Genomic DNA, 12,610 nt, shown 5'->3' with positions numbered 1-12,610 from the left:
ATACCGGGTGCCCGAGGTGCCCAGGATTCACTCGCCCTGAAGAGAGGCAAAGATGAATAATTTTACCGCTGAAGATACCCTGATCATTGTGGGCATAGTCATTGTCTACATCCTGTTCACGACCTGGCTAACCTTCCGGATCCGCAGTAAAAACTCCGGGGACTTTATGGAAGGCTCCCGCGCGATGCCGGCGTTTATTGTCGGGATCCTGCTGATGTCCGAGTATATCGGCGCCAAATCCACTATCGGCACCGCGCAGGCGGCGTTTGAAGACGGGTTTGCTGCGTCCTGGTCCGTCATCGGGGCCGCAATTGGCTTCCCGCTCTTTGGCCTGCTGCTGGTAAAACGCATCTACAGCACCGGGAAAATCACCATCTCTGGTGCGATTGCTGAAAAATACGGTAACAGCACCAAAAACATTATCTCCATCATCATGATCTATGCCCTGCTGCTGGTTAACGTGGGGAATTACGTTAGCGGCGCGGCGGCCATTTCCACGGTACTGAAAGTAAATCTCCCCGTTGCCGCCTTCATTACGGCCATCGTCAGTACCTTCTATTTCGCCTTTGGCGGCATGAAGGGTGTGGCCTGGGTGACGGTTTTGCACAGCGCTCTGAAATACTTCGGCATTCTGGTCATCATGGGCTTTGCGCTGTCTAAGACGGGCGGCTTCGCGCCAATGGTTGAAAACATGCCGGACTTCTACTGGACCTGGGATGGCAATATCGGCGCGTCGACCATTTTCGCCTGGCTCATCGGCACCATTGGTTCCATCTTCTGTACCCAGTTTGTGATTCAGGCCATCTCCTCAACCAAAGACGTGAAATCGGCCAAACGCTCTACCTGGGTTGCATTCTTCTTCTGCCTGCCGATTGCGCTGGCCATCGCGGTAATCGGCGTGGCGGCAAAATACCTGCACCCGGAGATTAACAGCCTGTATGCGATGCCGATTTTCCTGCAGGATATGAACCCGTGGCTGGCCGGTCTGGTCACCACCTCTCTGGTGGCGTCTATTTTCGTCAGCGTCAGTACCGTTGCGCTGGCGATCGCCTCCCTGGTGGTAAAAGACTTTTACGTGCCGATGCGCAACCCGACGCCTGAGCAGGAATTTAAGGCCACCCGCTGGATCTCCCTGCTGATTGGTTTCCTGCCGCTGATTTTTGTTCTGCTGGTGCCTGAAGTCCTGAAGCTCTCGTTCTTTACCCGCGCTATTCGCCTGTCGATTTCAGTGGTGGCCGTTATCGCCTTCTACGCCCCGTTCTTCCGCAGCACCCGTGGTGCCAATGCGGGCCTGATTGGTGCCTGCGTCGTGACCTCCGTCTGGTATCTGCTGGGCGATCCTTTCGGCATCAACAATATGTACATTGCCCTGCTGACCCCTGCCGTCATCATGGTGATCGACCGTCTCATTCCGGGAAAAGCGCCAACCCCCGTTGAAAATAATGGAGTCTGATATGTCTGTAACCGTAACCCCCGACGGGATTGTTCGCCCGCAACAGGATGCCCGCACGGAGGCCGCCATGCTGCCTTCCTCCTGCCCACAAAACCACGCGGCGAATCTGCTGCCGCTCCCGGATGGCTCGCTGATGTGCGTCTGGTTCGGAGGAACCCAGGAAGGTATTGCGGATATCTCCGTATGGGGTTCACGCCTGGCTCCGGGCGGCCAGCAGTGGAGTGATGCGGTAAAACTGTCGGACGATGCCACGCGTTCCGAGCAAAACCCGGTTCTGTTCCTGGCCCCGGACAACGTGCTGTGGCTGCTGTGGACCGCACAGATTTCCGGTAATCAGGACACGGCTATTGTTCGCTATCGCCAGTCTCGCGATCTGGGGAAAACCTGGGGGGATATCGCAACCCTGCTCGATAAACCGGGCACGTTTATTCGCCAGCCCATTGTCGTGCTGGACAACGGCAGCTGGCTGCTGCCGGTATTTTACTGCCGCACCCGGCCGGGAGAGAAATGGGTCGGAAACGACGATATCAGCGCGGTGAAAATCTCCGCAGATGGTGGCAAAACGTGGCGCGATGTCGAGGTGCCGGAAAGCCTGGGCTGTGTACACATGAATATTACCCCGCTTCACAACGGCACCCTGGTGGCGCTGTTCCGCAGCCGCTGGGCGGACAATATTTATTACAGCCAGTCAACGGATAACGGCGAAAGCTGGTCAGTACCGGAGCCGACGGAGCTACCCAACAACAACTCCTCTATCCAGATGACAACCCTTGCCAGCGGTGAACTCGCGCTGGTCTTTAACGCCATGAGCGCCGCCGGTGCGCGTGAACGTCGCGCATCGCTATACGATGAAATTGACGATGGTGACGGTCGTAAAGAGCCGGTGGTCACCAGCGGGCGGACTGCCTTCTGGGGCGCGCCGCGCGCGCCGATGACCATCGCCATTTCGCCGGACGGCGGGAAAAGCTGGCCGTGGCAGCGTCATCTGGATGAAGGGGATGGTTACTGCATGACCAACAACTCCATGGAAAAACTCAATCGCGAATTCTCTTATCCCAGCATCAAGCAGGGACCTGAGGGCAATCTTCATATTGCTTACACCTACTTCCGCCAGGCCATCAAATACGTGCGGGTGACGCCAGAATGGGTCAAGGGGGTAATATGATTATCGGGCATCTCAACGCCCTGCCGCTGGCAGGGCTACCGTCGGCGCTATACGCCCTGCTTTCCCGCCCGGACTGTACGCTGAAGGCCCTCTGCGAACGCGGTGACGGACGCTGGCAGCCTGAGAATTCGCCGTGGTTTTGCCACATTGGCCCGGCGCAGACGCAGCCGCGCGCAGACCGGCATACGGAATACCATCATCAGTGGGCGGACATCCAGATTGTGTTGGCGGGTGAAGAGCATATTTATGCTGGAGCGCTTCCCGCAGGCAGAGCGGGAGATGAAGAACGTAAACCGGATCTCTTTATTGCTTCAACAGCCGAACATAGCGTCAGGGTCCGGCTTGCCGAGGGTGACTTTGTGGTCTTTTATCCCGGAGAACCTCACCAGGCGCTATGCGCCGTAGAGGCCCCGATGATGGTCCGCAAAGCGGTGTTTAAGGTTCCCCGCGCTATGCTGGAGGTCTGACATGCGTCACGCCGTCGTCACCGGGGCCAGCTCCGGAATTGGTGAGGCCATCGTTAAGCGATTACTGGCGGAGGGCTGGCAGGTCACCGGGCTCAGCCGCCGAGCCGTGATGCTGGATACGCCCGGCTTCACAAGCCTTCGCGTTGATATCACCGATCCTGATGCGTTGTGCAATGCGCTGCACACCATCGCCGCGCCCCAGGCAGTAATTCATGCCGCCGGGATGATGGCAGCCGCGCCGTTGGGCCAGCTGGAAAGCCGCGTTAGCGCCTCACTGTGGCAGCTCCACGTCCGGGCCTGTGAGGCGTTGTTTAACCATTATGCGCCCTCTATGGCTGCCGGCGGACGCTTTGTGGCGATAGGCAGCAGAACCTCTCGTGGTGCAGCAGGACGATCGCAGTATGTTGCCACCAAAGCGGCGATGGTAGGAATGGTCAGGAGCTGGGCGGCGGAACTGGCCCCGCGCGGGATCACGGCTAACGTGGTCTCGCCTGGGGCCACCCAAACGCCGATGCTCAGCGCCCCAGGGCGGGAAACCTCACCCCCGAAATGTCCGCCAATCGGACGTTTAATCGCGCCAGAAGAGGTGGCGGGACTGGTGAGTTTCTTGCTTAGCGAAGACGCCGCCGCCATCACCGGCCAGGAGATGGTGATATGCGGCGGCGCCTCCCTCAGCTAGCGCAGGAAGACACGCCCTTTCAGATACAGGGTCGCCTGGCCGCCAATCAGCACGCGGTCGCCCTTCAGCTCGCAGCGCAGATCCCCGCCACGGTACGACACCTGGCGGGCATTGAGTGACGTTTTGCCCAGCTTTTCGCTCCAGTACGGGATCAGCATGCTGTGGGCGGATCCGGTGACCGGATCTTCCGGCACCCCTTCGCCCGGGCAGAAGAAGCGGCTGACGAAGTCATATTCTTCTCCCGGCGCCGTCACGCAGACCATTTTATCCAGCGGAAGCATGGCCCCAATATCCGGCGTTAACGCTTCCACCTGCTGCTGGCTCTCCAGCACCACCATGTAATCCCGTCCGACGCGCACCTCTTTTGCCGCCGTGATGCCCAGCGCGCTAAACAGCACCTCGGGAGGATTATCCACAACCTCCGTCGACCATGCGGGGAAGTTCAGCGTCAGCCAGTCGCCGCTGCGTTTAACCGTCAGTTCACCCACGAAGCGGGTGGTGAAGGTTATTTCGGTATGCGGGTAATCAAGGTATTCGAAAATGACGTGTGATGCGGCAAGCGTAGCGTGACCGCACAGGTTAATTTCATCCAGCGTGGTAAACCAGCGCAGCTCAAACCCACCGTCGGTGCGCACGAAAAAGGCGGTCTCAGACTGGTTATGCTGCTGCGCCATTTTGAGCAGCGTCTCGTCCGGCAGCCACTCTTCCAGAGGACATACCGCTGCGGCGTTGCCGCCAAAGGTTTTGTCGCTGAAGGCATCCACCAGATAAAAATCAATTTCCTGCATTGTCTCTTCCTCTTTTGTTATGGCTATTTAGCGCAGAAAAACTGTGCCTTTCAGATAAAGTGTGGCCTGCCCGCTCATCAGCACGCGCGAACCTTTCAGCTCACAGCGTACATCACCACCGCGCGCTGAAACCTGACGGGCAAACATCGTCGTTTTGCCCAGCTTTTCGCTCCAGTAGGGGATCAGCATCGTGTGGGCGGAGCCGGTGACCGGGTCCTCCGGGACGGAAACGCCCGGTGAGAAAAAGCGGCTGACAAAATCATATTCCCCCTCACCGCGCGCCGTAACGCTCACCTTATGCTCGCCCGGCGTCATCGCCGAGAAGCGTGGCGCAAGCGCTTCAACCTGCTGGCGATTTTCCAGAACGATCAGCCAGGCGCGCCCTTTACGGGCTTCAACGTAGCGGCTGATACCCAGCGCCGAAAGCATCTCCGGCGGGGGCGTCTCTTCATGGGTTGGACATGCCGGGAAGTCCAGCGTCATCCACTCCCCCTCCCGGCTGACCGTCAGGCGGCCAGAGGCGGTATCAAAGTGGATCCGTGAATCCGGGTAATCCAGTTCGGTAAAGAGCACGTGCGCGGCCGCCAGCGTAGCGTGGCCGCAGAGATTGACTTCGGTGAGCGTGGTAAACCAGCGTAGCTCAATGCCCCCTTTACTGCAGACGAAAAAAGCCGTTTCCGACTGATTATGCTGTTGCGCCATTTTCAGTAAGGTCTCATCGGGCAACCACGCTTTCAGCGGGCAAACGGCTGCCGGGTTGCCGCCGAACGAGGTATCGCTGAACGCATCTACCAGATAAAAATCAATCTCCTGCATTGTCTTACCGCCTGTTTTTATTGTGTTGTTCTTTTATATTCAATGAAAACAGCGTTCCCGGCTACCGCTTTCATAAGGTAAATATTGAGATCTGCATCACATAATGGTTGAGTTTTCGCCGTACGACGTTTTAAGATCGTCTCCTCTTCTTTTCAGCAACGAATCTTCGACATCCCTATGACAACGAACACAGTTTCCCGCAGGGTTGCGTGGCTACGCGTGGTCACGCTGGCCATTGCCGCGTTTATTTTTAACACCACAGAATTTGTTCCGGTTGGGCTGTTGTCTGACATCGCTGAAAGTTTCCAGATGGAAACGGCTCAGGTGGGCATTATGTTGACCATCTACGCCTGGGTAGTGGCGCTGATGTCCTTGCCGTTTATGCTGCTGACCAGCCAGATGGAGCGGCGCAGGCTGTTGATCGGCCTGTTTGCCTTATTCATCGTCAGCCATGTTCTGTCATTTATGGCGTGGAGTTTTACGGTGCTGGTCATTAGCCGCATCGGCATTGCCTTTGCCCATGCGGTGTTCTGGTCGATCACCGCGTCGCTGGCGATACGCCTGGCACCGGCGGGGAAACGCGCGCAGGCGCTGAGCCTGATTGCCACCGGTACCGCACTGGCGATGGTGTTGGGGCTGCCTATTGGCCGCATCGTGGGGCAATACTTCGGCTGGCGTACGACGTTCTTCGCCATTGGTATGGGGGCGCTGGTTACGCTGGTGTGCCTGATTAAGCTGCTGCCCGCGCTGCCGAGCGAGCATTCCGGCTCGCTGAAAAGCCTGCCGCTGCTGATGCGTCGCCCGGCGCTGCTGAGTATCTACCTGCTGACCGTCATTGTGGTGACGGCCCATTACACGGCGTATAGCTACATTGAACCCTTTGTGCAGGTGGTGGCGGGCTTTAGCGCCAACTTTGCCACCGTCTTACTGCTGATACTCGGCGGAGCGGGCATTATTGGCAGCGTGCTGTTCGGTAAGCTGGGTAACCGACACGCCTCGACGCTGGTGAGCAGCGCTATCGGTCTGCTGCTGGCCTGCCTGCTGTTGCTGATGCCTGCCGCAGGCAGTGAGAGCCACCTGGCGATCCTCAGCCTGTTCTGGGGCGTGGCGATCATGATTATTGGTCTGGGCATGCAGGTGAAAGTTCTGGCCCTGGCGCCGGATGCAACGGACGTTGCCATGTCGCTGTTCTCCGGGATTTTCAATCTGGGGATTGGCGCGGGCGCGCTGGTGGGAAATCAGGTAATACTTCACGTATCGATGTCGGCGATTGGCTATCTGGGCGCCATTCCGGCACTGGTGGCGCTGGTCTGGTCGGTGCTCATCTTTCGTAAATGGCCGGTGGCGCTGGAGGAACAGGGTCAGCACGGGTGAGGTTTGTTTGTGCCGGGTGGCGCTGCGCTTACCCGGCCTACAAGCCCATAATAACGTAGGCCGGGTAAGGCGTAGCCGCCACCCGGCAATAGCATCAGTGATAGGTCTTAATAATTTCCAGCACGCCGTTAATAATAAACTGCACGCCCATACAGACCAGTAAGAAGCCCATCAGGCGGGAAATCGCCTCGATACCGCCCTTGCCTACCCAGCGCATAATGGCGCCTGAACTGCGCAGCGACGCCCACACGATAATCCCGATAATTGCAAAAATCAGCGGTGGCGCAACCGTCAGCACCCAGTCCGGGAAGGTTGCGCTGTCGCGCACCGTTGATGCGGAGCTGATGATCATCGCGATGGTACCCGGCCCCGCCGTGCTCGGCATGGCGATCGGCACAAAGGCGATATTCGCACTCGGTTCGGTTTCCAGCTCTTCCGATTTACTGGCCGCTTCCGGCGACTCATGCGCTTTTTGCGCCGGGAACAGCATGCGGAAACCGATAAAGGCCACAATCAGCCCCCCGGCGATACGCAGGCCTGGGATGGAAATCCCGAAGGTGTTCATCACCACCTGTCCGGCATAGTAAGCCACCATCATGATGGCAAACACATACACCGAGGCCATCATCGACTGATGGTTGCGCTCGGCGCTGTTCATATTCCCTGCCAGCCCGAGGAACAGCGCCACCGTCGTTAACGGGTTAGCCAACGGCAGCAAGACCACCAGCCCAAGGCTGATTGCTTTTATTAAATCCAACATAGTGCGTTGTCGTCCTTATCCATATTTAACACAGCAATTATAGGGTGAAAGTGTGACATTCAGCCATGGGCGCAACGTAACGATTATTTTCCTCCGGGAATGATAACTGACAGTTATCTATATGATTTGAAAGACCTCAAAAAAAGTTCATGAAACGTTTTAGCAATTCGTGGCATCGGCTGACTCATTCAGTTGACTTATACTTGCCTGAGCAATAATATCTGCCGTGACTAACTACTTGCCAGGGCAACCATTGTGAAAAGCACCAGTGATATCTTTAACGACGTTGTTCCGCTGGGTCGTCTTATTCATATGGTAAATCAGAAGAAAGATCGCCTGCTCAATGACTATCTGTCACCGCTGGATATCACCGCAACACAGTTCAAAGTGCTGTGTTCCATTCGCTGCGAAGTGTGTATTACACCGGTTGAGCTTAAAAAGGTGCTCTCTGTCGATCTGGGCGCGTTAACCCGCATGCTCGATCGTCTCGTCTGCAAAGGATGGATAGAACGAAGCCCTAACCCGAATGACAAACGCGGCGTACTGGTGAAGCTGACCAGCGATGGCGCGGCCATGTGCGAGCAATGTCATCAATTAGTAGGACAAACACTGCATCAGGAACTAACAAAAAACTTAACGGCAGATGAAGTGGCAACCCTTGAGCTTTTGCTTAAGAAAATACTGCCGTAAACAGAAAAAGAGGTATGACGATGTCCAGACGCAATACTGACGCTATCACCATTCATAGCATTTTGGACTGGATCGAAGATAACCTGGAATCGCCGCTCTCCCTTGAAAAAGTGTCAGAGCGTTCAGGTTACTCCAAATGGCACCTGCAACGGATGTTCAAAAAAGAGACCGGTCATTCATTAGGTCAATATATTCGCAGCCGAAAGCTGACGGAAATTGCCCAGAAACTGAAAGAAAGCAATGAGCCGATCCTTTATCTGGCGGAGCGTTACGGATTTGAATCGCAACAAACCCTGACGCGGACGTTCAAGAACTATTTTGACGTGCCGCCTCATAAGTACCGAATCACCAGCGTGCCGGGCGAATCCCGATACCTGTATCCGTTAAAACACTGTAGTTAACCATCGCCTGTAACAGACGTAACCGAGGAAATCATGAAAGTTACCGCCTCCGCCGCCCTCGCCTTGCTGGTGCTGTTCTCCAGCCAGACCTTCGCGGAGCAAACCCCTCGTGCAACGCAGCAAAATAATCCTGATACGATGATTTTGCCGTCAGCACATGACCAGTCGCCTTATGATTTCAACCATATGGGTGCTGGTAGCGACAAATCCGACGAATTAGGCGTGCCTTATTATAATCAGCACGGCCTCTGATTCGTTTTTGCCCCGCAGACGCGGGGCTTTTTTTTATGCCTTTCTTACCCGCGTCGCCCGACGCACGCGCAGGCCAAAGACGTTAATGTACAGCCCGGCCATGATCAGCACGGCGCCAATCAGCTGCAGCGCGCTCAGCGTTTCACCCAGCAAGAGTGCCGCACTGGCAAGCCCCACCACCGGCACCAGCAGGGATAACGGTGCGACGCGCCAGGTTTCATAGCGCCCCAGCAGCGATCCCCAGATCCCGTAGCCCACAATGGTGGCGACAAAGGCCAGATAGACAAGAGAAAGGATCGTGGTCAGGTCGATCTCGACCAGGCTGTTGAGCATGACGGCCGGGCCATCCAGAATCAACGCTGCGACCATAAACGGTAAAACGGGGATCAGGGCGCTCCAGACCACCAGGGACATCACCTGCGGGCGGGCCTCGTGCTGCATAATCAGCTTGTTAAAGATATTCCCGCAGGCCCAGCTCAGCCCCGCCGCCAGCGTCAGCATAAAGCCGAGCAGCGCCACATGCTGGCCATTCAGGCTGGCCTCTATCAGCACCAGTACGCCAAACACCGCCAGCGTGATCCCCGCCAGCTGTTTGCCCTGCAGGCGTTCGCCAAACACAAACGCGCCGAGAATAATGGTAAAGAACGCCTGCGCCTGTAAGACCAGCGAGGCCAGACCGGCCGGCATACCGAACTTGATGGCGCAGAAGAGAAACGCGAACTGGCCGAAGCTAATGGTCAGACCGTAGCCCAGCAGCAGCCTTAACGGGATCTTCGGACGGGCGACAAAGAAGATGGCCGGGAACGCAACCAGCAGAAAACGCAAACCGGCCAGCATCAGCGGCGGCATATTGTGTAACCCCAGCTTGATGACCACAAAATTGAGCCCCCATACTACGACCACCAGCAACGCCAGCAGCCCGTCTTTACGCGTCATACCCTGCCCCTGAATTATTAATTATTTGTTAACACTTCAAGGTAACAGAAAAAAGTGCGCCGCGAGAAGATCATTAATTCTGGCAGGCAGCGGAAGCACTTAGGGATAAATCGGGTGCTATACAAGCCCCTTATGTCATGGTAATCCTGTTAACACACATCTAATAAAAGCATAAGCAACTGTCGGGCAGGAATATGAAACCATCTCTCAGGCGCTCAACCGCAGCGCTGCTGGCATCGTCATTGTTATTAACCATTGGTCGAGGGGCAACGCTGCCGTTTATGACCATTTATCTCACGCGCGTCTATAGCATGAGCGTCGAGAATATTGGTTATGCCCTGACGATTGCGCTGACTATCGGCGTGGTGTTCAGCCTGGGATTTGGCATTCTTGCCGATAAGTTTGATAAAAAACGCTACATGCTGATCGCGATCGTGGCCTTTATCGCCGGATTTGTCGCGATCCCGCTGGTTGATAACGTCACGCTGGTGGTGCTGTTCTTTGCGCTGATCAACTGTGCCTATTCCGTCTTTTCGACGGTGCTGAAGGCCTGGTTCTCCGACGTGCTCACCACGAGCCAAAAAGCGCGCGTCTTCTCGCTGAACTACAGCTTCCTGAACATTGGCTGGACGATCGGACCGCCGATTGGCACCCTGCTGGTGATGTACAGCCTGCAGCTGCCGTTCTGGCTGGCGGCCTTCTGCGCCGCCCTGCCGCTTGGATTCATCCATTTCTTCGTGCAGAAAAGCGTTGCGCTGGATACCGCCGAGGAGAAGATGCCCTGGCAGCCGTCGGTATTGCTGAAAGACCGCGCGCTGTTCTGGTACACGCTGTCAGGTCTGCTCGCGTCATACGTCGGCGGATCGTTTGCGACCTGTATTTCGCAATACGTTCTGGCCGCGCATGCGGACAGTGATTTCGCTGAAAAGGTGGTCGCCGTGGTATTACCCGTCAACGCCGCCGTGGTGGTGACGCTGCAATATGCGCTGGGTCGTAAGATCTCTGCCAGCAATATACGTCCGCTGATGACCCTCGCCACCCTGTTTTTTATCGTGGGGCTGGGGGGCTTTATGCTCTCCGGAGAAAACCTGGTTTACTGGGGCATCGCTGCCGCCATCTTTACCCTGGGTGAGATTATCTATGCACCGGGCGAATACATGCTGATCGACAACATTGCCCCGCCGGGGATGAAGGCAAGCTATTTCTCCGCGCAGGCGCTGGGCTGGCTGGGCGCGGCGGCAAACCCGATGATCACCGGCATTATCCTGACCAACCTGCCGCACTGGTCGCTGTTTGTCATCATGATGGTCGCCATCGTCATTGCGTGGCTGATGATTTTGCGCGGCATGAGCGTGAAGGCGTGGTGCGAAGCGCCCAAAGTCGCGTAACCATGTAGGCCGGGTAAGGCGCAGCCGCCACCCGGCAAAAGCAACAGACTAGTGGTGCAACATCTCCTCCACCACCTGCTCTTTGTACATCTCATTCGGATAATAGGTCGGCCAGTTATCCATCTCTTTCAGCAGCGCCTCGTGGGAGGTGTTGCCCATGAAAATGTGAAAGTGAGAAGAGGCCTTCGGCGCGATGGTATGGTCGCTGAACTGAACAAACTTCGGTGCTTTGCTGCTGGCGTCCTTACACTCAAACAGGTAGCGAACGCCTTTTTTGCCCGATGCGTAGGTCAGTATTTTGTAACCGCTGTAATCGTAATGACAGCGGCTGACCGCTTTGCCCTTGTGAAATTCCATCACGTTATTTTCGATGCCGATGGCATCCACGTCCGTCGCATAACCTGTGCGGTAGTACGCTTTCACCTCGTCAACGGTTTTGCTTTTGTCTTTCTGCGCTTTCTGCTTAAAAACCGGATCCAGCGAGCCGTCCAGCAGGAACGGATAGACCGACTGCCAGGTCCCGTCCCAGTCAGACAGCGCTCGGTCCTTCACGTCCTTATCCTCAAACACGCCATTCGCCGCTTTCTGTTCCGCTTCGGTCATCTGGTGGCCGTGCGAGTGAGCAAAAAGCTGACCGCTGACCAGCAGCGCCCCCAGAGTCATGGCAAATTTTCCAATATGTGCAGTCAACATAACACCCTCATTCCGTTTGATAAGAATGCGAATGTTATATTATAACATCTCAGATCGCAACCAGCCCGCGAACGCCCTCCTGCTCCATGTTTTCACCCCGTCCGCGCTGAATGATGGTGCCGCGCGACATCAGCAGGTAGCTGTCGGCCAGCTCGGCGGCAAAGTCGTAAAACTGCTCGACCAGCAGGATCGCCATATCCCCCCGGTCCGCCAGGGTGCGGATCACCTGGCCAATCTCTTTAATTACCGACGGCTGTATGCCTTCAGTTGGCTCGTCCAGAATCAGCAGCTGTGGGCGGCTCGCCAGGGCGCGACCAATCGCCAGCTGCTGCTGTTGTCCACCGGAGAGGTCCCCCCCGCGACGCTGCTTCATCTCTTTAAGCACCGGAAACAGCTGCCAGATCTCTTCCGGCACCTGCTTCGCCTCGCGAGCGGAAAATCGAGACATCCCCAGCAGAAGGTTCTCCTCCACGGTCAGGCGCGGGAAAATCTCACGGCCCTGCGGAACGTACGCCACGCCAGACCGCACCCGCTGGTGCGGCCTGCTGTGGGTGATCGTTTTACCCTGCCAGACGATCTCCCCGGTTTTCGCCGGGATCAGCCCCATCAGACACTTCAGCAGCGTGGTTTTCCCGACGCCGTTGCGCCCCAGCAGACAGGTGACTTCTCCGGTGACGGCTTCAAAGCTCACGCCGCGCAGGATATGGCTTCCGCCGTAGTACTGATTCAGTTCATTGACCTGTAGCAT

Annotated in this window: 15 protein-coding genes; 9 read left to right on the top strand and 6 right to left on the bottom strand. The window is 56.5% G+C overall.

Annotation, left to right across the window (positions count from 1 at the left end; all coding sequences use genetic code 11):
* The first annotated feature begins 52 nt into the window (after positions 1-52).
* The 4 genes from KIF87_RS00180 to KIF87_RS00165 are packed head-to-tail and all read left to right on the top strand — an operon-like array spanning position 53 to position 3,764.
* Positions 53-1,453: a sodium:solute symporter family protein gene (locus KIF87_RS00180; RefSeq protein WP_213327515.1), complete on the top strand. Its 1,401-nt coding sequence runs from the start codon at positions 53-55 to the stop codon at positions 1,451-1,453.
* A gap of 1 nt (position 1,454) precedes the next feature.
* The gene (locus KIF87_RS00175; RefSeq protein WP_213327514.1) at positions 1,455-2,618 is read left to right on the top strand and encodes a sialidase family protein; all 1,164 of its coding nucleotides are present in this window, start codon (positions 1,455-1,457) and stop codon (positions 2,616-2,618) included.
* Positions 2,615-3,085 carry a NanQ anomerase/TabA/YiaL family protein gene (locus tag KIF87_RS00170; RefSeq protein WP_213327513.1) on the top strand — a complete coding sequence of 157 codons (471 nt, stop codon included), beginning with the start codon at positions 2,615-2,617 and terminating at the stop codon, positions 3,083-3,085. Before KIF87_RS00175 ends, KIF87_RS00170 begins: the two co-directional genes overlap by 4 nt.
* 1 nt (position 3,086) lies before the next feature.
* On the top strand, positions 3,087-3,764 hold the full coding sequence (locus tag KIF87_RS00165) for an SDR family NAD(P)-dependent oxidoreductase (protein WP_213327512.1): 678 nt from the start codon (positions 3,087-3,089) through the stop codon (positions 3,762-3,764).
* Here the strand turns inward: KIF87_RS00165 and KIF87_RS00160 are convergent.
* Both KIF87_RS00160 and KIF87_RS00155 read right to left on the bottom strand, forming a co-directional pair.
* Positions 3,761-4,552 carry a PhzF family phenazine biosynthesis protein gene (locus KIF87_RS00160; protein ID WP_213327511.1) on the bottom strand — a complete coding sequence of 264 codons (792 nt, stop codon included), beginning with the start codon at positions 4,550-4,552 and terminating at the stop codon, positions 3,761-3,763. The genes KIF87_RS00165 and KIF87_RS00160 overlap by 4 nt on opposite strands.
* 27 nt (positions 4,553-4,579) lie before the next feature.
* The gene (locus KIF87_RS00155) at positions 4,580-5,368 is read right to left on the bottom strand and encodes a PhzF family phenazine biosynthesis protein (RefSeq protein WP_159514159.1); all 789 of its coding nucleotides are present in this window, start codon (positions 5,366-5,368) and stop codon (positions 4,580-4,582) included.
* Between the two features lie 177 nt (positions 5,369-5,545).
* On the opposite strand from KIF87_RS00155, the gene KIF87_RS00150 reads away from it, so the two are divergent.
* A complete protein-coding gene (locus KIF87_RS00150) occupies positions 5,546-6,742 on the top strand; it encodes a sugar transporter (RefSeq protein ID WP_213327510.1) in 1,197 nt (398 codons plus the stop codon).
* 94 nt (positions 6,743-6,836) lie between these two features.
* Here the strand turns inward: KIF87_RS00150 and KIF87_RS00145 are convergent, their stop codons facing one another.
* Positions 6,837-7,502, bottom strand: a complete 666-nt coding sequence (locus KIF87_RS00145) for a MarC family NAAT transporter (protein WP_047647729.1) — start codon at positions 7,500-7,502, stop codon at positions 6,837-6,839.
* A gap of 255 nt (positions 7,503-7,757) precedes the next feature.
* Between KIF87_RS00145 and marR the strand changes: the two genes are divergently transcribed.
* The 3 genes from marR to marB are packed head-to-tail and all read left to right on the top strand — an operon-like array spanning position 7,758 to position 8,845.
* The gene (marR, locus tag KIF87_RS00140; protein ID WP_008502236.1) at positions 7,758-8,192 is read left to right on the top strand and encodes a multiple antibiotic resistance transcriptional regulator MarR; all 435 of its coding nucleotides are present in this window, start codon (positions 7,758-7,760) and stop codon (positions 8,190-8,192) included.
* 20 nt (positions 8,193-8,212) lie between these two features.
* Positions 8,213-8,593, top strand: a complete 381-nt coding sequence (gene marA / locus KIF87_RS00135) for an MDR efflux pump AcrAB transcriptional activator MarA (RefSeq protein ID WP_008502237.1) — start codon at positions 8,213-8,215, stop codon at positions 8,591-8,593.
* Positions 8,594-8,626: 33 nt separating this feature from the next.
* Positions 8,627-8,845, top strand: a complete 219-nt coding sequence (gene marB, locus KIF87_RS00130; RefSeq protein ID WP_029741246.1) for a multiple antibiotic resistance protein MarB — start codon at positions 8,627-8,629, stop codon at positions 8,843-8,845.
* 33 nt (positions 8,846-8,878) lie between these two features.
* Here the strand turns inward: marB and eamA are convergent, their stop codons facing one another.
* Positions 8,879-9,781, bottom strand: coding sequence for an O-acetylserine/cysteine exporter (eamA, locus tag KIF87_RS00125; protein ID WP_213327509.1), 903 nt, complete (start codon positions 9,779-9,781; stop codon positions 8,879-8,881).
* Between the two features lie 194 nt (positions 9,782-9,975).
* On the opposite strand from eamA, the gene ydeE reads away from it, so the two are divergent.
* Positions 9,976-11,169 (top strand): efflux MFS transporter YdeE, encoded by a 1,194-nt coding sequence (ydeE, locus tag KIF87_RS00120; RefSeq protein ID WP_213327508.1) that lies wholly within the window; start codon positions 9,976-9,978, stop codon positions 11,167-11,169.
* Between the two features lie 48 nt (positions 11,170-11,217).
* Here the strand turns inward: ydeE and zinT are convergent, their stop codons facing one another.
* Together zinT and urtE are read right to left on the bottom strand one after the other, a co-directional pair.
* A complete protein-coding gene (gene zinT, locus KIF87_RS00115) occupies positions 11,218-11,859 on the bottom strand; it encodes a metal-binding protein ZinT (RefSeq protein WP_213328002.1) in 642 nt (213 codons plus the stop codon).
* A gap of 52 nt (positions 11,860-11,911) precedes the next feature.
* Positions 11,912-12,610 carry an urea ABC transporter ATP-binding subunit UrtE gene (gene urtE / locus KIF87_RS00110; protein WP_213327507.1) on the bottom strand — a complete coding sequence of 233 codons (699 nt, stop codon included), beginning with the start codon at positions 12,608-12,610 and terminating at the stop codon, positions 11,912-11,914.

It is taken from the genome of Enterobacter sp. 120016 (genome assembly GCF_018383635.1).
Classification (GTDB): Bacteria; Pseudomonadota; Gammaproteobacteria; order Enterobacterales; family Enterobacteriaceae; genus Enterobacter; species Enterobacter asburiae_D.
Note: the sequence above shows the minus strand (reverse complement) of the source record. Positions and strands in the feature narration are given on the sequence as shown.

Bases quoted from the DNA above. Each gene is read 5' to 3' on its own strand.
- KIF87_RS00160 (WP_213327511.1), bottom strand. From the start codon at position 4,552: ATGCAGGAAATTGATTTTTATCTGGTGGATGCCTTCAGCGACAAAACC.
- marB (WP_029741246.1), top strand. From the start codon at position 8,627: ATGAAAGTTACCGCCTCCGCCGCCCTCGCCTTGCTGGTGCTGTTCTCC.
- KIF87_RS00150 (WP_213327510.1), top strand. From the start codon at position 5,546: ATGACAACGAACACAGTTTCCCGCAGGGTTGCGTGGCTACGCGTGGTC.
- KIF87_RS00180 (WP_213327515.1), top strand. From the start codon at position 53: ATGAATAATTTTACCGCTGAAGATACCCTGATCATTGTGGGCATAGTC.
- KIF87_RS00165 (WP_213327512.1), top strand. From the start codon at position 3,087: ATGCGTCACGCCGTCGTCACCGGGGCCAGCTCCGGAATTGGTGAGGCC.
- urtE (WP_213327507.1), bottom strand. From the start codon at position 12,610: ATGCTACAGGTCAATGAACTGAATCAGTACTACGGCGGAAGCCATATC.
- KIF87_RS00145 (WP_047647729.1), bottom strand. From the start codon at position 7,502: ATGTTGGATTTAATAAAAGCAATCAGCCTTGGGCTGGTGGTCTTGCTG.
- marA (WP_008502237.1), top strand. From the start codon at position 8,213: ATGTCCAGACGCAATACTGACGCTATCACCATTCATAGCATTTTGGAC.
- KIF87_RS00175 (WP_213327514.1), top strand. From the start codon at position 1,455: ATGTCTGTAACCGTAACCCCCGACGGGATTGTTCGCCCGCAACAGGAT.
- KIF87_RS00170 (WP_213327513.1), top strand. From the start codon at position 2,615: ATGATTATCGGGCATCTCAACGCCCTGCCGCTGGCAGGGCTACCGTCG.
- eamA (WP_213327509.1), bottom strand. From the start codon at position 9,781: ATGACGCGTAAAGACGGGCTGCTGGCGTTGCTGGTGGTCGTAGTATGG.
- KIF87_RS00155 (WP_159514159.1), bottom strand. From the start codon at position 5,368: ATGCAGGAGATTGATTTTTATCTGGTAGATGCGTTCAGCGATACCTCG.
- ydeE (WP_213327508.1), top strand. From the start codon at position 9,976: ATGAAACCATCTCTCAGGCGCTCAACCGCAGCGCTGCTGGCATCGTCA.